This is a genomic window from Streptomyces sp. NPDC059247, from assembly GCF_042754005.1.
Classification (GTDB): domain Bacteria; phylum Actinomycetota; class Actinomycetes; order Streptomycetales; family Streptomycetaceae; genus Streptomyces.
This window is the reverse complement of sequence record NZ_JBHYZW010000027.1, coordinates 31,625-50,951: the sequence shown is the minus strand read 5'-3', so window position 1 is coordinate 50,951 and position 19,327 is coordinate 31,625. Positions and strand designations below refer to the sequence as shown.

The following is a 19,327-nucleotide window of genomic DNA, read 5'->3' as shown; positions in this document are numbered from 1 at the left end:
GGGGAGGGCCGTCCGTCCGACGGACGGTCAGGAGCCGTCTCTCAGGCCGCGGTCACGAATTCCGGGGCGCGCCCGGCGGGGGCCCCTTCGACCGCTTCGGCCCACAGCCCCAGCAGACGCCGGTACTCGGCCGTGCGGCGCTCGCTGCGCGGCTCGTCCATCAGCTCCCTGATCCGGGTGTTGACCCAGGATGCCGCGGGCGCGTGACGGGGGAGACCGACGATGGTGTGCATGGGAACACCGTACGGGTGGGGTCCGACAATCGCCCCGGGATTTCCGGCGCACCGGCCGGGTGCACCGGCCGGGTGCACCGGCCGGGCGCTCCGGGGACGCGCCGCAGGGGCGCTCCTCGGGCGGCCGGTCGGGGTCCTGGGCCGGATGCCGGTGCTGAAGGGAGCGGCTCCAGCGGCCGAGGACCGCTGCCCGGAAGCGCGTTCGGGCGCCGTCGACGGGTGACCGTCGCCACCGGGGCCTGGGCCCGGCCGGGGCGAAGTCATGCCGGAGGGGGGACCCGTTCACCCCGGCGGTGGAGGGCGGACGGGCGCTGCGTCGTCGAGCGGTGCCGTTCGGGCCCGAGCGGGCGGGGCCGAACAGGCCAGGGGCGGGAGCCCGGTGGAGCGCGTACGGGCCGCGGCCGGTCCGCGAGCCCGACGCGACCCCCGGAGCCCCGGCCGGGAACACCCGGAACACCGAGGTCCACCGGACGACCGGCCGGTCGTCCGGTTCCGGGTTCCCGTCCCGGTAGGTGATCCGGCGGGACCGCTCCTCGGCGCAGACCCTGTCCCCGAGGCGGCGCAGCCCTTGTCCCCGAGGCGAGGGGAGCGCTCTCCGAGGGGTTCCGGCAGCGACTTGGCGAATATCGGCGTACGGACCCTCCGCGTGGCCTCCTGGAGGCGGCCCGTGGCCGAGGGCGACCGCATGATCCTTCCGGTTGCCCGGCCGGGGCTACGGCCGCTCCCGTTTCGCGCGGTGGTCGCTCGTCCTTGACCTGAAGCGCGCTTGAGTTCCTAGCGTGTCGTCCCGTTGATCGTCCGACGACGGAAGAAGGCGTCCATGATTCTCGTGACCGGAGCCACCGGCACCACCGGAAGCGCGCTGCTGAAGGAGCTGCACGCGCGGGGTGCCGGGCCGCTGCGGGGGCTGACCAGGCAGGCGGCGCGGGCGGTGTTCCCCGGAGGGGTCGAGGTCGTGGAGGGCGACCTCGGGAGCCCCGCGTCACTGGACCGGGCGCTCGCCGGTGTGCGTTCGCTGTTCCTCCTGTCGGGTCTCGCGCCCGCCGCCGGCGCCCTCGAAGCCGCCCGCCGAGCGGGTGTCGGACATGTGGTGCTGGTGTCCTCCATCACCGTCCAGACGCATCCTCACCTGGGTCCCGCCGCCGGGAACCTGGCGGTCGAGGAACTGCTCAAGGACACCGGCATGGCCTGGACGGTGCTGCGGCCGACCCAGTTCGCCTCGAACACCCTGATGTGGGCGTCGGCCGTCCGTGGGCGCGGGACCGTCGAAGCCCCGTACGCGGAGGTCGCGCTGCCCACGATCCATCCGGCCGACATCGCGTCGGTGGCCAGGGTGGCACTGACCGAGCCCGGCCACCACGGCCGTGTCCACGCCTTGACGGGACCGGAGCGGGTGAGCCCCCGACAGCAGGTCGCGGCCCTCGCGGAGGCGCTCGGCCGGGAGATCCCGTTCGCCGAGATCAGCCGCGAGCGGGCCCGCGCGCGGATGGTCGCGGTCTTCGGGCCCGAAGCCGCGGACGCGGTGCTCGACCTCACGGGCGGGGACGTCAACGACGAGCTGCTGGCCGTGCGCGACACGGTCACCCGGGTCACCGGAGCCCCCGCCCGGACGTTCCGTCAGTGGGCCGAGGAGAACGCCCCCGCGTTCCGCTGACCGCCCAGGCCATGGGGCGCCCCCGTACCGGCGTACGACGGCCCGGTCCGGGTGGCCTTCGGATGGGCGGGGCGTCACCCGAGACGCCCCCGCCGGTCCTCACGCGGTACGGGACCGGCGGCCGGAACCGGCCCGGCGGGGGAGCGGTGCGGCCCGGCCGGTGTCCGAGCGGCACGGCCACCGACCGGCCGCCCGGGGCGGGCTCAGTCCGTGCCGGTCTTGGGCCGGGGAACGACGTCGAGCCCTGCCGGACCGTTGATGATCATCGAGGGGAGACGGGCCGGCCGCCGGTCGGGATCGGCGAGGGAGAGCGCGGGCAACCGGGTGAAGAGCGTGGTCAGGGCCACGTCCGCCTCCAGACGCGCGAGATGCGCCCCGATGCAGAAGTGGGGCCCGAAGCCGAACGCGAGGTGCGCCTTGTCCGTACGGGTGGGATCGAAGGCGTCGGGGTCGTCCGGGTGGACCTCCGGGTCCCGACCGGCCGCGGCGAAACCGATGATGATCGCCTCGCCCTTCTCGATCACGACGCCTTCGCCGAGGTCGATGTCCTCGATCGCGTACCGCAGCGGAAGGTGCATGACCGGGCCCTCGAACCGCAGCGTCTCCTCGACCACCTCGTCCCAGCCAATCGTGCCCTCGCGGACGCGGGCGAGGTGCTCGGGGTGGGTCAGCAGGGCCTGGACGGCACTGGTGATCAGATTGACGGCGGTCTCGTAGCCCGCGCTGATCATCGCGAACAACGTGCCGACCAGCACGGAGTCGGACAGCGGCTCCTGACCCGGCGCGTCGGACAGCAGGAGGTCCGTGGTCAGGTCGGACGCCGGGTGGGCCCGCTTGTAGGCGATGAACTCCGAGACGCGCTCGATGAGTTCGTTCCCCGCGGCCAGCGCGTCCTTCGGGTCGAGGGTGGAGTCGAGCGTGGCGTCCATCACCCGGCCCATCCCCGGCCGCAGATGGGCGGGCACCCCGACCAGATCGCAGATGACCGTCATCGTGAGCGGCAGCGAAAGGGCCTGCCGCAGATCCACGCTCTCGCCCGGCGGCAGCGCGGCGAGCGCCGCCACCAGACGGTCCGCGGTCGCCTGCACCTGAGGACGCATCCGGTCGACCCGCCGGGGCGAGAACGTCGGCGCGATCCGGCTCCGGGACTTGCGGTGGTCCGCCCCGTACAGGTTGAAGAAGCTGTCCTGGAAGGTGAGGGGGGCCAGGGCCCACCCCTCGGGAGCGTCGGCGGCGCCCGGCCAGTGCCTGCGGAAGTCCCGCGACACGCGCGGATCGGTGGTCAGGGCCTGGATGACGCCGCGCCGCGTCACGGACCACGCGAACACGCCCCCCGGAAGCTCGACGCGCACGGCGGGGCCCCGCGCGCGCAGCACGGCTGCCTCCGCGTACAGCGCGCTGCCGGTGGGATCGAGCATCGGGCAACGCGGCCCGGGAACGGATGGAGACGGCATGGCGGTGCTCCCCTCACTGGAGAAACCACGAAGGGCTTCCCGCCGAGGCGACCGGCCTCGTTCTGTCGGGGAAGCCACGCACTGCCACGAATTGTGCGCTCCGACGGGCGCCGTGGGAAGACCGCCCGGCGGACTCGGCCGCCGTCGAAGCCCTCCCGGCCCTGCCGAGGAGCGCCGCGTACGTGTGGGGGAGGGGGCGGGCGTGAGGCGGGGCGCGCGTGGGTCGGGCGCGCCCCCTCGCGCCACCGGGCGCCGTTGGCGCGGGACCGCTCGCGGGCAGGATCGCGGGGCACCCGACAGAAGGGCCGACCATGGCGAGTGACTTCCAGCGCGTCAAGCTGTCCCGCATGTTCCACGCCTTCGACGCCGACGGGAACGGCTATCTGGACCAGCGCGACTTCCGGGCCCTCGCGGAACGCTGGAAGGCGCTGCCGCGCGTACGGCCGGGATCGGAACTGGCCGACCGCGTGGAGCGGGTCATGCTCGGCTGGTGGGACCATCTGGCGGCCCATGTGGACACGGACGGGGACGGCAGGGTCGACTTCGACGAGATCCTCGCCATGGTGGACCTGCTGCCCGCGCTGCGCGAAGTCGTCGCCGTCACCGCCGAGACCGTTTTCGACGCCGTCGACGAGAACGGCGACGGCCGCATCTCCCCGGCCGAACACCAGAGCCTGGTCGACACCTGGCACGGTGAGAGCGTGGACACCGCCGGAGTCTTCGACCGGCTGGACCAGGACGGCGACGGCTATCTCGGCCGCGCGGAGTTCACCGGCCTGTGGACCCAGTTCTGGATCAGCGACGACCCGGCCGAACCGGGCAATCACCTGTGCGGCCCGGTACCGGCGGGCGCCTGACGGCCCCGCCGGTCGGGCCGGGCGGCGGGGCTGCTCCCGCTCGCCGTCCCGCCCCGCCGGGGGCGGCGGCCGGAGCCTGCCGCCGCCCCCGGCGGGGGAGCGGTGGTGCGTCAGGACGCCGGGACGGTGTCCTCGAAGGTGCGGCCCGCCGTGCGGTACGAGAGGACCCGCTCGTTGACCTGGGCCGGGGTCAGGACCTGGTCCTGGACGTGCAGGACGTAGTCCACGGCCTGCTCGTAGCTGCGGGCGGTGGTGGTGTCGGGCTGGCCGGCGAGGCTGGTGAGCCACTGGTTGAAGGCGATCAGCATTCCGCGTTCGGGCAGGTAGGCCGCGCCGTGGGTGGCGAAGAGGCGGCCGTCGACGTAGTAGCGGATGTCGGTGTCGTCGATGGTGAGGACGAGATCGTGCCAGCCCGCGTAACCCGTCCGGTCGGCGGTGTGGGTGTTCACCGGCGGCTGGACCCCGGTGGAGTCGTACGTGTCCCAGGAGGTGGTGAAGAGGGTGTTCCCGGTCTCGCCCCAGCCGCCGTTGGGCAGGTACTCGAAGTCGTACTCGGCGTAGTCGTCCGCCATGGGGGCCTTGAGGTCGTTGATGGCGAAGAAGGTCTGGATGACGTGGTCGCCGTCGGGGCCCTGCACGGGCGCGTCGCTGAACTTGACCCGGGCCGCGTAGGTGCCCTTGCGGAACTTCATCGTCGTGGTGGAGATCTCCGCCTGACGGGTGGTCGCGGCGGTGCCCGTCGTCTCGGTGCGCAGCTTCAGCACCGAGGCGCCGCCGTCGGTGCCGAAGGTGACGTTCCCCGGCGCCCACGTGGCGCCCGGGACACCCGGGCCGCCGCCCCAACTGCGCACCATCCAGCCGTTGGCGCCGAGCCGGGGGTCGTCGTGAGCGGTGTAGACGAAGTCGTCGAAGAGGGCCCGGGTGGGCGGCGGGTCCACGACCGGGCCGCCGGGGGCGGTGCCCCAGACGAGGCCGCCCGCGTGGTGGGCGGTGACCTTGGTCCAGTCCGCGTACGAGGTGCGGTCCGGGCCGAAGGAGTGGTCGTCGCTCTGCCGGAGCTGGCTCCAGTCGGCGCGGTGGAAGCGGAGTTGCAGGTCACCACTGGTCGCGCCGGGCGCGAGGGACCCGGCGGCGGCGGTGAAGCCGATCTCCAGATAGCGGTCGGCGGTGGGCGTGCCGGGGACGAGCGTCCCGAAGGTCCCGGTGACGTTGGCGCAGCCGCGTACGGCCCAGTCGCAGGCGAAGCGGTACGCGGCGCCCGGCGCGTCGGCGCTGAAGTAGTAGCGGAGTTTCACGTCGGCGAGCCGGACCGGGGCGGAGCCGGTGTTGCGGACGGTCAGCCAGGGCGCGGTCTGACCGGCGGTGGCACCGGTGACGCCGGTGCGGTACTGCACGGTGAGCACCGGGGCGGCGCTGTCGGCGGCGGCGTTCGCGGCGGCGGGGAGGGCCGCGAGACCGAGCGCGGCGAGCCCGGTGGCGAGGATTCCGGCGGCGGCGGTGCGCAGCCGCTGGTGGGGGGTTCTTCGCATGGTGCTGTCTCTCCTGAACGGTAGTCCTGTGCGGTGAACGGTGGTACGGGAGCGAGCAGACAACCGATAGGTATAGACCTATGGGTTACGCAGAACCTACTCAAACAGTCGAGGTTTTGACAGATGATGAGATCAACTTGATTGAAATTGCTTCGGGTTGGGGTGGGGGGACGCGCTTCCGGGGCTGTCGACCTCCGCGGGGCACCACTTCCCCGCGGTCCGGCGGAAGACGGGAACGCCGAGGCCCGGCGGGAAGCGGTCCCGCCGGGCCTCGGCGTGTGCGTGTGCGCGGGGCTCAGGGATGGAGCCGGGCCTGCCAGTCCCTCGGAACGCGGTCGGCGGGTCCGGGCGCCGACTGGTCGGCCGGGTGGTCGCCGGGAGCCGCCAGCGCCGGTCCGGAGTCGTACAGGTCGTTCGTGGCGTAGTTCCAGAACCAGGCCTCGCCCGGCTCGAAGGTCTGTACGAGCGGATGTCCGGTGGACTTCCAGTGTCCGGTGGCGTGCTGCCCCGGCGACGAGTCGCAGCAGCCGATGTGGCCGCACTGGGCGCAGCGCCGCAGATGGAACCACCAGCCGCCCCGTTCGTCGCACTCGACGCAGCCGGTGCCGCTCGGCGGGACGCTCGGGTCGATTCCCTCGATCTCGGTCATACGGGCTCCTCGGCCGTGGGGGTGCCGCTGTCGGTGTCGGGCTCCGGTGCGGTCAGCGGCAGCAGCACCTGGAAACGGGTGTCGCCCGGGACGGACTCGACCTGGAGGCTCCCGTGGTGCTTGTCGACGACGATCCGCCAGGAGATGTCGAGACCCAGACCGGTGCCCTCCCCGACCGGCTTGGTCGTGAAGAAGGGGTCGAAGACACGGCCCCGGATCTCCTCCGGGACACCGGGTCCGGTGTCCCGGAACTCCACCAGCAGCCGGTCGCCCTCCCGGGCCGTACGGACCGTCAGGGTCCCGTCCCCGCCGCCGCTGCCGATCGCCGCCACCGCGTTGTCGATGAGGTTCGTCCACACCTGGTTCAGCTCCGCCGGATAGGCGGGCACCTCCGGCAGCGAACGGTCGTACTCCTTGACCACGCGCACGCGTGGACCGATCTTCGCGGACAGCATCAGCAGCGTGCTGTCGAGGAGTTCATGGACGTCGACGTCACGGTGCGGAGCGCGGTCGAGCTGCGCGTACTGCTTCGCCGCGTCCACCAGATGGGAGATGCGGCCGGTGGAGTCGTCGATCTCGTCCATCAGCAGCTCGGTCTCGACCGTGTAGTTCAGCCAGCCGACGGCCCCCGGCAGGATGTCCTCGTCGACCGTCGCCGCGACCTGCTCCAGCCACTCGGTGTCCAGCCCGGCCTGCACGAAGACCGGCGCGATCCGCCAGCCCTCCCGGATGCCGTGGTCGTCGAGCCAGTCGGCCAGCTCGTCCTCCCGGTCGGCGGCCTCCAGCGGCGTCAGCGCCGACGCCTTGGCGACCCGCTCGGCGGTCCGCTCCTGGATCTCGATGAGCCCGGCGAGGGCCTCGCGCGAGTAGGGGCCCTGGGCGATGACCGCCAGCTTGTGCCGCATCTTGCCGACCCGCTCGCGCAGGGCGGCCGTGGCTCGTACGGCAGCCGCGGCCGGATTGTTCAGCTCATGGGTGAGTCCGGCGGCCAGCGAACCGAGCGCGAGCAGACGTTCGCGCTGGCCCACGGCCCGCTGGGTGTTCTTGGAGCCGAAGAACAGCCCCTCCAGGAGGTGCGCCGCCATCGGGAACCACTCCCGCATGACGGCCGCGAACGACTCGGCGGGCAGGACGAAGAACCGCGTCGGCTCCGTCACCCGCATCGAATTGGTGTACGTCTGCGGCACCTGGTCGCCCAGATACGCCTGCATCGCCCCCGCGTACACGCCCCGCTGCGAGGTGCGGCCGACCTCCACGTCGTCGCCGCCGACCCGCCGGGACAGTACGACGGTCCCCTCGATCATCACGTAGAAGCACGTGGCCGGATCGCCCTCGGCGTACACCGGACCCGGCTCGGACCGCTCCACCCGCCCCTCCGCGCACAACCGGTCGAGCTGTTCCGGGGAGAGCTTCTCGAACAGGAACAGCGAGCCGATCTCACAGGGGTCGCAGGGCGTCTCCCGGGCGCTCACGACTGCTCCAGATAACGGTGGACGAGCATCACGGCCATGGCTCCCTCTCCGACCGCCGAGGCCACCCGCTTCGCCGACTGCGAGCGCGCGTCCCCGGCCACGAAAACACCCGGGACACTGGTCTCCAGGTGGTACGGCGGCCGGTCGAGTTCCCACTCGCCCGGCGGTCGCCCGTCCGGCGTCAGATCGGGCCCGGCCAGGATGAACCCGTGCTCGTCGCGGAGCACCGTCCCGTCGAGCCACCCGGTCAGCGGGGCGGCGCCGATGAAGACGAACATCCACTGGGCGTCGACCGTCTCGCTCCCGCCGGACGCCGCGTCCCGCAGCGTCAGCCGCTCCAGGTGCTCCTCGCCGTGCGCCGCCTCCACGACGGTCCGGGGCCGCACGGTGATGTTCGGCGCCTCCTCGATCTGCTGGATCAGGTAGTACGACATCGACGCCGCCAGCGACTCCCCGCGCACGAGGAGCGTCACCGACTTCGCGCCCCGGGACAGGAACACCGCCGCCTGTCCGGCCGAATTTGCCCCGCCGACGACGTACACGTCCTGCCCCTCGCAGGAGGCCGCCTCGGTGAGCGAGGAGCCGTAGTACACGCCCCGTCCGGTCAGGTCCTCGCAGCCCGGCGCCAGCAACTGCCGGTACGACACGCCGGTGGCCAGGATGACGCTGTGCGCGGCGACCTCGGAACCGTCGGAGAACCGCACGATCCGCGCCGCACCGCTCGCGTCGAGACCGGTGACCTCCCGCGCGGTGAGGATCTCCGCACCGAAACGGTTCGCCTGACGGCGGGCACGATCGGTCAGCTGCGCCCCCGATACGCCGTCCGGGAAACCCAGGTAGTTCTCGATCCGGGAACTCTGCCCGGCCTGCCCGCCGGTCGCCGACCGCTCCACCAGCACCGTACGGAGCCCCTCGGACGCCCCGTACACGGCGGCGCCGAGCCCGGCCGGGCCGCCGCCGACCACGACCAGGTCGTAGAACGCGGCGGCCGGAGTCGTCGCGAGCCCCACATGGGCGGCCAGCTCCGGCGCCTCCGGCTCGATCAGGACCGCGCCGTCCGGGGCGAGCACCAGGGGCAGCCGGTGACCGTCGGCCCCGGCGGCCTCCAGAAGCCTTCTGCCCTCCGGCTCGTCGGACGCGTACCAGCGGTACGGCACCTGGTTGCGGGCCAGGAACTCCCGTACCCGCGAGGACTGCGCCGACCAGCGGTGCCCCACCATCTTGGTGGCCGGAACCGGCCGGTAGTCGCTGGAGCGCCAGACGCTGAGCAGGTCGTCGAGGACCGGATAGAGCTTCTCCTCCGGCGGGTCCCACGGTTTGAGCAGATAGTGGTCGAGGTCGACGACGTTGATCGCGTCGATCGCCGCGTCGGTGTCGGCGTACGCCGTCAGGAGCACCCGGCGGGCCCCCGGATAGACGCCGATCGCCCGCTCCAGGAACTCGATGCCGTTCATCCGGGGCATCCGGTAGTCGGCCAGGATCACCGCCACCAGATCACCCCGCAGCTTCAGCTCCCGCAGCGCGTCGAGAGCGGACTCGCCGGACTCCGCGCGCACGATCCGGTAGTCGCCGCCGTAGTGACGCCGCAGGTCACGGGCGATGGAGCGGGAGACTCCCGGGTCGTCGTCCACCGTCAGGATGACGGTACGGGCTGCGTCGGTGGCCTGTGCCATGCGTGCTCCGCCCTGTGCGCTCCGGACGGCCGGCCCGGCGAGCTGCCCACCGGCTCAAGCTCCATCGTAGGTTCGATGGCCCGGACCCGCCCCGACGGAGCGTCGGCCTGGACCCGCCCCGACGGAGCGTCGGCCCGGACCCGCCCCGACGGACGGAGCGCGCGGTGGTGCGGCCACGGTCCGAGGCGCGGCGGTGCGGACGCGCGGGGCACCCGCCAGGCTCCGGGCCGCCCGGCTCCCCTCCGGCGGCGGCTACCGGATCGTGCGCGCGGACCCCGGTGTCCGCCGGGCGAGACCCCTGAATACTTTTTGCAGAGTCTGCATTTTTGCGTACCATGCACGCATGGCAGAGGGGGTGCCCGCTCGCGGCGGGCTCAGAGAACGCAAGAAGAAGGCGACCCGTTCCGCTCTGGTGGAAGCCGCCGTACGCCTGGCGGCCGAGCACGGAGTCGAGAACGTCACCGTCGACGCCGTCAGCGCGGCGGCCGGGGTGTCCACACGGACGTTCTTCAACTACTTCGACTCCCGCGACGAGGTCTTCGTGATGATCGGCGCGGAATCCGGCGTCCGCGTCCGCCGAGCCGTCCTCGCGGCCCCCGCCGAGCTGTCCCCCCTGGAAGCACTGCGCGAGGCCCTGGCCGCCGAGCTGCAGGAGGTCGAACAGCAACAGGAGCTGTGGCGACTGCACGCGGAAGTCCTCGGCAAGAACCCCCCACTGCTCGCACGGACCCTCGGCGCCCACATGAGCGACGAACTCCTCCTCGCCGAGACGCTCGCCGAACGCGTCGGCGCGGGCTCCCCCCTCTTCGACGAGGACCGACCCGCCCACGCCTCCCCGGCGGAACAGGACCGCAGGCGCGCCCTGGCCCTGTACCCCAGGCTCCTGGCCGCCGTCGGCGGCACCGCCGTCCGCGTCGCGGTCGAGCACTGGTGCGTACGCCAGACCGAGGCGGCTTTCGCCGACGTCTTCCGCGAGACGTTCGAACACCTCGCCGCGGGCTTCCCCGAACCCCCGTTCAGAACGTCGGCCCCCGCACCGGACGACCACGTCCGGCCCGCCCGCTGAACGGATCCCCCGGAGCCGCCCGCCCGCCCGCGCGCGGACGGCCCTCCGACCGAACGAAACAACCGAGAAGGAAGCTGTGAACTCAACAGCGGCGCCGGTCCAGGCGTCCCCGACCTCCATGTCGGACCGGCAGATACTCCAGGCCATGTCCGGCCTGATGGCGGGCATGTTCGTGTCCATCCTGGCCGGAACCGTGGTCGCCAACGCCCTGCCCCGGATCATGGCCGACCTCGGCGCCAGCCAGTCCTCGTACACCTGGGTCGTCACCGCCGAACTGCTCGCCATGACCGCGACGGTGCCGCTGTGGGGCAAGCTGGCCGACCTCTACAACCAGAAGCTGCTCCTGCAGATCTCCCTCGGCCTGTTCGTGGTCGGCTCGCTGCTGGCCGGGTTCTCCCACGACGTCGACCTGCTGATCTTCAGCCGTGTCGTCCAGGGCATCGGCGCGGGCGGCCTGACCGCCCTCGCCCAGGTCGTGATGGCGGCGATCATCCCGCCCCGCAGGCTCGGCAAGTACGCCGGAATGTTCGGCGCCGTCTTCGCCGTCGGCACCGTCGCGGGACCGCTCATCGGCGGCGTCCTCGTCGACACCTCCTGGCTCGGCTGGCGCTGGTGCTTCTTCATCGGCGTCCCCTTCGCGCTCTTCGCCATCGCGCTGCTCCAGCGCACCCTGAAGCTGCCCGTGGTCCGCCGCGAGGCGAAGATCGACTACCTGGGCGCCTTCCTCCTCGTCGCCGGTGTCTGCGCGCTCCTCGTCTGGGTCACGCTGGCGGGCAACAGCTTCGACTGGGCCTCCTGGCAGACCGCGGCCCTGACCGGCGGCGGGGCGGTCCTGCTCGCCGCCGCCGTGTTCGTCGAGTCCCGGGTGTCCGAGCCGATCATCCCGCTCGGCATCTTCCGCAACCGCACGGTGACGCTCACCACCGTCGCCAGCTTCTTCGTCGGTCTCGCCATGTTCGGCGGCACCGTCTTCCTCTCCCAGTACTTCCAGATCGCGCTCGGCAAGTCCCCGACGGTCGCGGGCCTGATGAGTCTGCCCATGATCCTCGGACTGCTGGTCTCCTCCACCGTCGCCGGACAGATCATCAGCAGGACCGGCCGCTGGAAGGTCTACCTCGTCACCGGCGGCATCCTGATGACCGCCGGTCTCGGTCTCCTCGCCACGATCGGCGCCGACACCCACTTCGGCCTGCTCAGCTGCTACATGGCGGTCATGGGCGTCGGCGTCGGCATGTTGATGCAGAACCTGGTCCTGGCAGCGCAGAACGACGTGGCCGCCTCCGAACTCGGCGCGGCCACCTCCGTCCTCTCCTTCTTCCGCAGCCTCGGCGGCACCATCGGCACCAGCGTCCTCGGCGCGATCCTCGCCAGCCGGGTGGCCGCGGAGATGAGCGAGGGCCTCCGGGAGGCGGGCGTCCCCGCCGCCCCGGGCGCGGCCGGGCACGGCGCGATGCCGGACATGACGACCCTGCCCGCGCCGATCCGGGAGATCGTCGAGCACGCCTACGGCGTCGCCACCGGCGAACTCTTCCTCGTCGCCACCCCCTTCGCGCTCCTGGCGGTGATCGCGGTCCTGTTCGTCAAGGAGAAGCCGCTGAAGACCACCAGCGGCATGGAACGCCTCGCCGAGGAGTCCGGCGCGGTCGGGCACGCGGACCCGGCCGAGGTGTCCCCGGTGAAGGCGGGAGCCGTGGTCACGCCCACCGAGAAGAGCTGAGAACCCCGGGCGGCACCTGCCCGCCCACGGCCTGCGGCCTCTCCCACAGCACACGTGGGGGAGGCCGTGGTCATGCCCGCACCACCCGGTGCGTCGGGGAGCGCCGCCCTTCGTCCCGGACCGCCGGCCCCGTGGACGGTGACTTCCGGCGAGGGGCCCGCTCGGGCGCCGGGCCCGACGGCCACGCGCCGCGGAGCGGCCGTCGGCGTGCCGGGCTTGCCCGTCAGCAGGGTCAGCAGGGTCAGCAGAGTGGGAACGGTTGGTTCGGGAGGGGGGCCGGACCTGCCGACGCCAGTTCGAGGGCGGCGGGGTCCGAACCGTGCGGGCGGCCCGTCGGGACCGGCACGCTGCCGATCGTGACCTCGGCGGTGAGACAGGTGCCGTGGTCCTGCTCGATGACGGCCTTCAGCACGCCGGGGCGCAGCGGTGTGACGGAGACCCAGGCGGGGGCGTCCAGTTCCACCCAGCCTTCGAAGGACACGGACATGCCCGTCACCATGGTGTCCGTGGTGTCCGTGGTGGGCGAGGCCACGTGGGCGGCCTGGCGCAGGGCTTCCAGGAGAAGCATTCCGGGAGCGTGGTCGACCGGGTGGTCGAACAGGACGGTGTGGTCCAGATCGACGCGCAACTGCCAGCGGTCGGCGCGTCCGGTACCGGCGAGCACCACGTTCTCGGACCGCCAGTGCCCGACGCTGGCGGGCGGCAGGGGAGGCAGCGGCGGCAAGGCCCGGCGGCGCACTTCGGCGAGGTCGTGCTCGCCGCGTAATCGGCGGTAGACGGCGGGGGAGTGGTTGGTGAACCGGGTACGGGCCCGGCCGACCTGACGTCCGTTCAGACGGACGTCCGCGTGCATGGTCATCGAGACCAGGCAGCCCCTCCTGAGCCGGACGTCGTCGCACCTGATGTCCAGGACCACATCGGCCTGGGCCTGCGAGAGCAGCATGGCCTGCGGCTCGACCTCGAAACTGAAGTCGTCCCAGACCAGATGGCTGCCGAAGGGCACGCCGTACGCGGCATGGGACAGCAGCGGGAACGTCTGACGCACCGTCTCGACGAAGAGCAGGGAGTCGAAGCGCTGGTTGCGGGGCCGGTAGAAGGTGTGGCAGCGGGGCCACCGGGCGTGGACCGTGTGCCGGTCGCCCTCGTGCGTGGCCCAACCGGTGAGGAGCACCTCGGTGGACGCGCGCTTGTGGACGAGTTCCTGGGGAACCTTCCCGGCGACCCGCGATCTGTCGTGTCCTGAGCCTTGAACGTTGGACATGCCGGCGCTTTCCCCCTGGATCGATGGCCTGCGTAGCGGCGGTCCGGCTAACATAAAGTACGTTATCTATGTCTGTCGAGGAGTGATGCAGAGTGTCATCTGTCAAGGCGGAGCGGGCCACTCGGACACGGCAGAGGGTCCTGCTGGCGGCGGCCGAGGTCTTCGACGAGGCCGGATACGAGCGGGCGGCGGTGACCCAGATCGTGGAGCGGGCGGGGCTCACGCTCGGCGCGCTCTACTTCCATTTCGGCTCGAAGCAGGGGCTGGCCGAAGCCCTGATGAACGCTCAGCCGACGACGATAGAGCCCCACCTCGAATCGACCGGACTCCAGCGCCTGGTGGACATCACCCTGGTGTGGGCGGACCGCATGAAGCGCGATCCGATCCTGCGCGCGGGAGTCAGGCTGGCCATAGAGCAGGGCAGCCACGGCATGAACGACGCCACCTCCTTCGAGGAGTGGCGGGCACTCATGTGCGGCCATCTCGACGAGGCCCGATGTAACGGCGAACTCCGCGAGGGCACTTGCCCCGAGCGGCTGGCCCGCTTCGTCGTCGGCGCCTGCACCGGGATGCAGGTCTACTCGAACCTCGCCACCAAGCGCGTCGATCTCACCGAGCGGGTCTGCGACATGTGGGATCTGCTGTTGCCCAGCGTCGCTTCCGAGTCGGTGGTGGGCGACATCCACGTCGGCCCCACGCGCATCCCCACGCCGAGATCGTGACAGCGCCCGCGGCCCGGCGCATCGTCCTCACCGGGGCCACGGGTCAGATCGCCTCGCTGGTGGCCCGGCACCTGGCGCCCCGTCACCGGATCGTCCTCACCAGCCGTACGGCGCGACCCGGGGCGCGGCGCCCCGGTGTCACGCACGTCACCTGTGACTACGACGTCTACGAGAGCCTCGTCGACGTGTTCCGGGGCGCCGACGCCCTCTTCGTCGTGACCAACGACCCCACCCGCCCCGAACACGACCGGAACGTGGTGCGAGCCGCCGTCGAGGCATCGGTGGGGCACATCGTCAAGCTCTCCGCGGCGGCGGTGCGCGACAGCGCGGCCCACGACCTGATCACCGAGTGGCAGCGCGGCAACGAGGAGCGCGTCAGGGCGAGCGGCATCCCCTGGACCATGATCCAGCCGCGCTCCTTCATGTCCCACGCCCTGGGCTGGGCGCCGGACATCCGCAGCGGCTCCACCACCCACGCGTTACACCCCCACAGCCGCAACGCGTGCGTCGCGCCCGAGGACATCGCGGAGGTGTCCGCCCTGGTCCTGGGCGACACCGGGCACCACTTCCGGTCGTACCAGCTCACCGGCCCCCAACCGCTCTCGGCCCACGAACAGTCGGCAGTGCTGTCCCAAGTGCTGGGACGCCCCCTCGTCTGCCGGGAACTCACCCCCGAGGAAGCGCACACGCGCTACGCGCGCCGGTACTCACCGGCGATGGCCGACGCCCTGATCGCGAGCGCCGGACGGCAGCTCGCCGGTGCCAAGGCCCGGACCACGGACACCGTCGAGCGACTCACCGGAAGGCCCGCCACCACCTTCGCCCAGTGGGCGGCCGACCACCGGGACCGCTTCGCGTGAGTCGGCGGACACCGGGAACCAGCGGGCCCGCAGGCCCGATTCCGCCCAGGACGGCGATCTTTCGCACTGGTCGTACCGAAGGAGGACGAGACATGACGCACACCTCGGCGAGCCCCCTGTCCACACAGGGCCTGTTGCAGGGCAAGACGGTCATGATCACCGGAGCGAGCAGCGGAATCGGGGCCGCGGCGGCGGAGCTCTTCTCGCGGGAGGGCGCCCGGGTCGTCCTGACGGCCCGTCGTGAGGACCGGTTGCTGGCCGTCGTGGCCAGGATCGAAGAGGCGGGCGGGCGGGCCGTCGCGGTGGTGGCCGACGTGACCCGCGCCGAGGACATGCGCGCCGCGGTACGGACGGCGGTCGAGACCTTCGGCGGTCTCGACGCCGCCTTCAACAACGCGGGATGGACCTCCACGGGTACGCCGATGCACCTGATGGGCGACGACGAGTACGACCGCATCATGGACGTCAACGCCCGGGGCGTGTGGAACGCGATGCGGGCACAGATCGCCGTGATGCTCGAACACGGTGGTGCGATCGTGAACACGTCGAGCGTCGCCGGAGTCCGCGCGACCGGGGCCTCGTCCCCCTACATCGCGGCCAAACACGCCGTCATCGGCTTGAGCAGGGCCGCGGCCGACGAGTACGTACGGCACCGCATCCGCGTCAACGCGCTCGCCGTCGGCAGCACCCGGACCGAGCTGATGGACCAGGTGCTCTCCGACACGCCCGCGCTCTTCGCCCCCTTCACCGAGCGCGCCATCCAACAGCGCCTGGCGGACCCCGTCGAGATCGCGCAGACGGCCGCCTGGCTCTGCTCGGACCGCTCGTCGTTCACCACGGGTGCCGTCGTCCCGGTCGACGGAGGATGGACCGCCCGGTAACCCCACCGCACCAGCGGACTTGCCCAGAACGTTTCGGGTTTCCCTCGTTCTCGTGCTCCTCACCCGATGCTCACCGTATGGTCAGACCGCCCGTCGAGCCGCCGCCGCGGGACCGCGCCGCCCGCGGCCGCGGGCAGTAACACCTGGGGACGGTACGTGAGGGACCTGACTGGCCTCGTCTCGACAAGCGGCAGCCGAGGTGTGGTGGGGGACCGGGGAAGACCCGGCCGGTTCGGCGGGCCCGCCCCCAGGTACGGGGCCGGCGCGGGGCCGAAGGCGGTCGGGCCCGGCGCGCGGTCCGGATTCCCCCGCGACCAGGGGGGACCGCGCGTCGAGGCCGACGTCGGATGCTCTCGTACCCGGCCCGGCCCGTCCTCACCGCCTGGCCCGTTCTCACCGACCGGCCCGTCCTCACCGACCGGGGCGGCCGGAGCGTCCCCGAGGACACGCCATCCGGCCCGGCGGGATCGTCGGCGCACGCGAAGTGACCGTCCGGTGGATCGGCGCCCGCCCTCCGCCACCACACCAGAGTCGCGGCGGCCCCACGGCGGCGCCGGGGCCCCCGCCACCTTGGAGAAGACATTCGGAGAGCGCTTGATGAAGGGCGACGGCCTCTTCTCCGTTGCCCCGGCGGGGTGCGGCCCGCTACCGCCCCTCCGCCTCGCGGGGGAGTCCGGCACCGGTCCGCCGCCCCGCCCCGCGACGCACGGCATCAGACAGCGCTCCCTGATCCGGCCCGGTTACTGAAGGGACCCGATGCGGCCCGAGCGGCCCATCTGGATTCCGTTTCCGGCGGGTCGGCCCGTGCCCTCATTGTCGTCGCGATTCCCGAGGCCCCATCATGAAGAACAGCGAACGAGCCGCGAGCACCCGTGCGAACCTCGTCCTGGCAGCAGCACACCACTTCGACCAGCACGGCTACGACGGTACGACGCTCAACAGCGTCTGCGCGGAGGCGAACGTCACGCTCGGGGCCCTCACCTTCCACTTCCGATGCAAGGCGATACTGGCGTCGGAAGTGGTGGACGAGGGCATGGGCGAACTGCGACGCGTCAGCACCGCCCGCTCCGACACCGCCGGGCCGCTGCCCGAACTCTCCCTCCTCGTACTCCAGGTGGCGACGGCCCTGCGGGACAGCGCCCTCACCCGGGCCGCCGTACGCCTGGTCCAGGAGGGGCAGGTCGCCTCCGGCTGGCTCGCCGTCTTCCGCGCGGACGTCCTGAGACTCCTGGAGAGGGCCTCCGCCACCGGTGCCCTGGCCGCCGAGGTACGGCTGACCACCGCCGCGCGCCTCATCATGTACGTGGTGGAGGGCGCCGCGACGGAAGCCCGGAGGGCCGCCGCCGAAGGGGTCTCGACGGACTCGGACTTCGCCGAGGTCTGGCGCGCCGCCCTCAGCGGTCTGGCCGCGGACCCGCGCTGAGCACCCGGCCTCACCGGACACCGGTCGCGGGTCGGTCGCGCGGCACCCGGGCGGGCGACGAGCCGCCCGAAGCGGCGGCGCCCCCGTGGGACCGGGCGGCCGTGCCGCGAACGACCGGCGTGCTCGTCACTCAGTCACAGAGCCCGTCGCCGTGAGGGGAAGAGCGGTCGCTGAGTCCGTCTCCGTCCGGGACGGGGCGGCCACGGAGCCGGGAGTACGCGAAGGCGGCGGACACCAGTGTGGTGTGGTGGTGCCATCCCGGGTACGACCGGCCCTCGAAGTCCTGGAGCCCGAAGTCTCCGTTCAGGGTGTCGACCACGTTCGCGGCCAGCCCCGGCTGTCGCATCAGGGGCAGCAGGTCGGGCAGCCGCCGGTCGACCATGTTCGTCAGCCACGTCCGTGTCGAGCCGCGCGGCCGACGCCGGACGAGCAACCGCAGCCGGACGTGTCCCGACGAGGAGCCGGGGAGGGACACCGGGAGGGAGAGGATGTGCTGCCGGTCCTCTCCGGCGGCGGTCGGGCCCATGAGGATCTGCCGGACGGTGAGCGTCGGCCAGTTGACGGACGGGACGGCCCCGGGCAGGACGCGCACGGTGTCGGGGACCTCCACCACGAAGGGCTGCTCGCTCCGCGCCAACTGGGCGAGGAAGGCCTCGCGGTCCGGTAACCACGACAGTTCGGCCGTGACGGGGGCATGTGCGCCAGGATGCCACAGGGGCGCTCGTCCCAGGAGTTCCGAGGCCTGCGACCACAGGGGCCCGGTGATGTCGTCCGGCACCCGGGCCTTGGACCGCCGCGCCCTCGTCCACCCGCGTGGGATGTACAGGTTCCAGTCGACGGGCAGCGGCCCGTGCTCGCCCGAGGCCAGTACGACGAGGCCGAGCTGACCGTTCGACAGCCGGCCCAGCAAGGGGTCGAACCTGCGGTGGACTCCGGCGGAGTGGTCGCCGCGCTTCGGGATGAAGGCGGGGGCCAGGGTCCAGGACGTCACCGCCGCACCGGTCCGCGCGACCCGGCGGAGCAGCGCCTGACGCGTCGCCATCCAGTCCCAGGGGCTGGCGTTCACGAACTGGTGCAGTGCCTGCGAGGCCGTCGGGGAGTCGCTGATGGACTCCGCCAGCCGCCTCGGCGACTTCTTCCCCGGTGTCCGCAGCAGCGCCTCGACGTAGAGGTGCGCCCATTTGCGCTGGTCCGCCCGGGGGAGGCAGTCGAAGAGGGTGTCGGTGAAGGGTGGGAGTCGGGTGGTGTGTCGGGGTTGGGTGGGTGTGGTGGGTGTGGTGGGTGTGGTGGGTGTGGGGTCGTGCAGCAGTGTCATCGGGCGTTCCCTCCCATGCGATGTACCGCTGTCCCCGTGTGGTGTGCGGGTGGTTCGGCCTCCGGGGACGGGGATTCCCCGGAGGCCCAGCAGAGCCAAGCATAAAGAGCGCTATTTATGTTCGGCTAGGAGGGGTGGGCTACGGGGCGACTTGGCCAAGTCCGTTCGCGCGCGGTTGGGTTGGGGCGGTGGTGACGGCGTGGGTCCCGGCCTCTGTCGCGTACGGAAAGCGGGTCGGCGTCCCGCGAAGCCCGCGAGTGCGGCACTTCGTGGCCGTGTGCCGGGCCCGGCTCTTGTCGCGCCGGGCCCGGTTGTCGAGGGCGGGTCGGCCTTCGGGTGGAGTGTGGCGGGGCGGGGCTGGGTCGTGTTCTGTTTCCCTGCCCCTGCCCCTGCCCCTGCCCCTGCCCCTGCCCGCGCCGGGAGCCGCCTCGCGTGCGGTGCCGGACGGGCGGAGTCGTCTTGTCCACGGCGCCGGATGGGCGGAGTCGCCCTGTCGTCGCCGGGTGTGCGTAGTCTGGCGCCTTCCGGTCGGGTCGGCGGCCGAAACCGACCCGCTTCCCC

Annotated in this window: 17 protein-coding genes; 9 read left to right on the top strand and 8 right to left on the bottom strand. The window is 72.3% G+C overall.

What is annotated here, in order from left to right:
- Nucleotides 1-41: 41 nt before the first annotated feature.
- Nucleotides 42-233, bottom strand: a complete 192-nt coding sequence (locus ACFXGN_RS29930; protein WP_384865111.1) for a hypothetical protein — start codon at nt 231-233, stop codon at nt 42-44.
- Nucleotides 234-1,053: 820 nt separating this feature from the next.
- On the opposite strand from ACFXGN_RS29930, the gene ACFXGN_RS29925 reads away from it, so the two are divergent.
- Nucleotides 1,054-1,887 carry an NAD(P)H-binding protein gene (locus ACFXGN_RS29925; protein ID WP_384865109.1) on the top strand — a complete coding sequence of 278 codons (834 nt, stop codon included), beginning with the start codon at nt 1,054-1,056 and terminating at the stop codon, nt 1,885-1,887.
- 203 nt (nt 1,888-2,090) lie between these two features.
- Here ACFXGN_RS29925 and ACFXGN_RS29920 read toward each other — a convergent pair whose 3' ends face one another.
- A complete protein-coding gene (locus ACFXGN_RS29920; RefSeq protein ID WP_384865108.1) occupies nt 2,091-3,305 on the bottom strand; it encodes a cytochrome P450 in 1,215 nt (404 codons plus the stop codon).
- Between the two features lie 347 nt (nt 3,306-3,652).
- Between ACFXGN_RS29920 and ACFXGN_RS29915 the strand changes: the two genes are divergently transcribed.
- Nucleotides 3,653-4,198 (top strand): EF-hand domain-containing protein, encoded by a 546-nt coding sequence (locus tag ACFXGN_RS29915; protein WP_384865106.1) that lies wholly within the window; start codon nt 3,653-3,655, stop codon nt 4,196-4,198.
- Between the two features lie 110 nt (nt 4,199-4,308).
- Here the strand turns inward: ACFXGN_RS29915 and ACFXGN_RS29910 are convergent, their stop codons facing one another.
- The 4 genes from ACFXGN_RS29910 to ACFXGN_RS29895 form a co-directional block, all read right to left on the bottom strand.
- Nucleotides 4,309-5,727, bottom strand: a complete 1,419-nt coding sequence (locus ACFXGN_RS29910; protein WP_384865105.1) for a cellulose binding domain-containing protein — start codon at nt 5,725-5,727, stop codon at nt 4,309-4,311.
- Nucleotides 5,728-6,022: 295 nt separating this feature from the next.
- Entirely contained in the window at nt 6,023-6,376 is a 354-nt protein-coding gene (locus ACFXGN_RS29905; protein ID WP_384865103.1) for a UBP-type zinc finger domain-containing protein, read from the bottom strand.
- Nucleotides 6,373-7,848: an ATP-binding protein gene (locus tag ACFXGN_RS29900; protein ID WP_384865101.1), complete on the bottom strand. Its 1,476-nt coding sequence runs from the start codon at nt 7,846-7,848 to the stop codon at nt 6,373-6,375. The genes ACFXGN_RS29905 and ACFXGN_RS29900 overlap by 4 nt, the downstream gene beginning before the upstream one ends.
- Nucleotides 7,845-9,521: an FAD-dependent oxidoreductase gene (locus ACFXGN_RS29895; protein WP_384865099.1), complete on the bottom strand. Its 1,677-nt coding sequence runs from the start codon at nt 9,519-9,521 to the stop codon at nt 7,845-7,847. Before ACFXGN_RS29895 ends, ACFXGN_RS29900 begins: the two co-directional genes overlap by 4 nt.
- A gap of 343 nt (nt 9,522-9,864) precedes the next feature.
- On the opposite strand from ACFXGN_RS29895, the gene ACFXGN_RS29890 reads away from it, so the two are divergent.
- Together ACFXGN_RS29890 and ACFXGN_RS29885 are read left to right on the top strand one after the other, a co-directional pair.
- Nucleotides 9,865-10,587: a TetR family transcriptional regulator gene (locus tag ACFXGN_RS29890; RefSeq protein WP_384865097.1), complete on the top strand. Its 723-nt coding sequence runs from the start codon at nt 9,865-9,867 to the stop codon at nt 10,585-10,587.
- A gap of 118 nt (nt 10,588-10,705) precedes the next feature.
- A complete protein-coding gene (locus ACFXGN_RS29885) occupies nt 10,706-12,304 on the top strand; it encodes an MDR family MFS transporter (protein ID WP_384865153.1) in 1,599 nt (532 codons plus the stop codon).
- Between the two features lie 241 nt (nt 12,305-12,545).
- On the opposite strand, the gene ACFXGN_RS29880 is transcribed toward ACFXGN_RS29885, so the two are convergent.
- Nucleotides 12,546-13,565, bottom strand: coding sequence for a ScbA/BarX family gamma-butyrolactone biosynthesis protein (locus ACFXGN_RS29880; RefSeq protein WP_384865095.1), 1,020 nt, complete (start codon nt 13,563-13,565; stop codon nt 12,546-12,548).
- A 92-nt stretch (nt 13,566-13,657) separates the two neighbouring features.
- On the opposite strand from ACFXGN_RS29880, the gene ACFXGN_RS29875 reads away from it, so the two are divergent.
- The 5 genes from ACFXGN_RS29875 to ACFXGN_RS29855 all read left to right on the top strand — a co-directional run bounded on the left by ACFXGN_RS29875 (nt 13,658) and on the right by ACFXGN_RS29855 (nt 17,451).
- Nucleotides 13,658-14,287, top strand: a complete 630-nt coding sequence (locus tag ACFXGN_RS29875; RefSeq protein ID WP_384865093.1) for a ScbR family autoregulator-binding transcription factor — start codon at nt 13,658-13,660, stop codon at nt 14,285-14,287.
- The gene (locus tag ACFXGN_RS29870; protein WP_384865091.1) at nt 14,284-15,147 is read left to right on the top strand and encodes an NAD(P)H-binding protein; all 864 of its coding nucleotides are present in this window, start codon (nt 14,284-14,286) and stop codon (nt 15,145-15,147) included. Before ACFXGN_RS29875 ends, ACFXGN_RS29870 begins: the two co-directional genes overlap by 4 nt.
- A gap of 92 nt (nt 15,148-15,239) precedes the next feature.
- Entirely contained in the window at nt 15,240-16,028 is a 789-nt protein-coding gene (locus tag ACFXGN_RS29865; RefSeq protein WP_384865090.1) for an SDR family NAD(P)-dependent oxidoreductase, read from the top strand.
- Between the two features lie 347 nt (nt 16,029-16,375).
- Entirely contained in the window at nt 16,376-16,516 is a 141-nt protein-coding gene (locus ACFXGN_RS29860) for a hypothetical protein (RefSeq protein ID WP_384865089.1), read from the top strand.
- 353 nt (nt 16,517-16,869) lie between these two features.
- Nucleotides 16,870-17,451, top strand: coding sequence for a TetR family transcriptional regulator (locus ACFXGN_RS29855; RefSeq protein WP_384865087.1), 582 nt, complete (start codon nt 16,870-16,872; stop codon nt 17,449-17,451).
- Between the two features lie 130 nt (nt 17,452-17,581).
- Here ACFXGN_RS29855 and ACFXGN_RS29850 read toward each other — a convergent pair whose 3' ends face one another.
- Nucleotides 17,582-18,766, bottom strand: a complete 1,185-nt coding sequence (locus ACFXGN_RS29850; RefSeq protein ID WP_384865085.1) for a transposase — start codon at nt 18,764-18,766, stop codon at nt 17,582-17,584.
- Nucleotides 18,767-19,327: the final 561 nt, after the last annotated feature.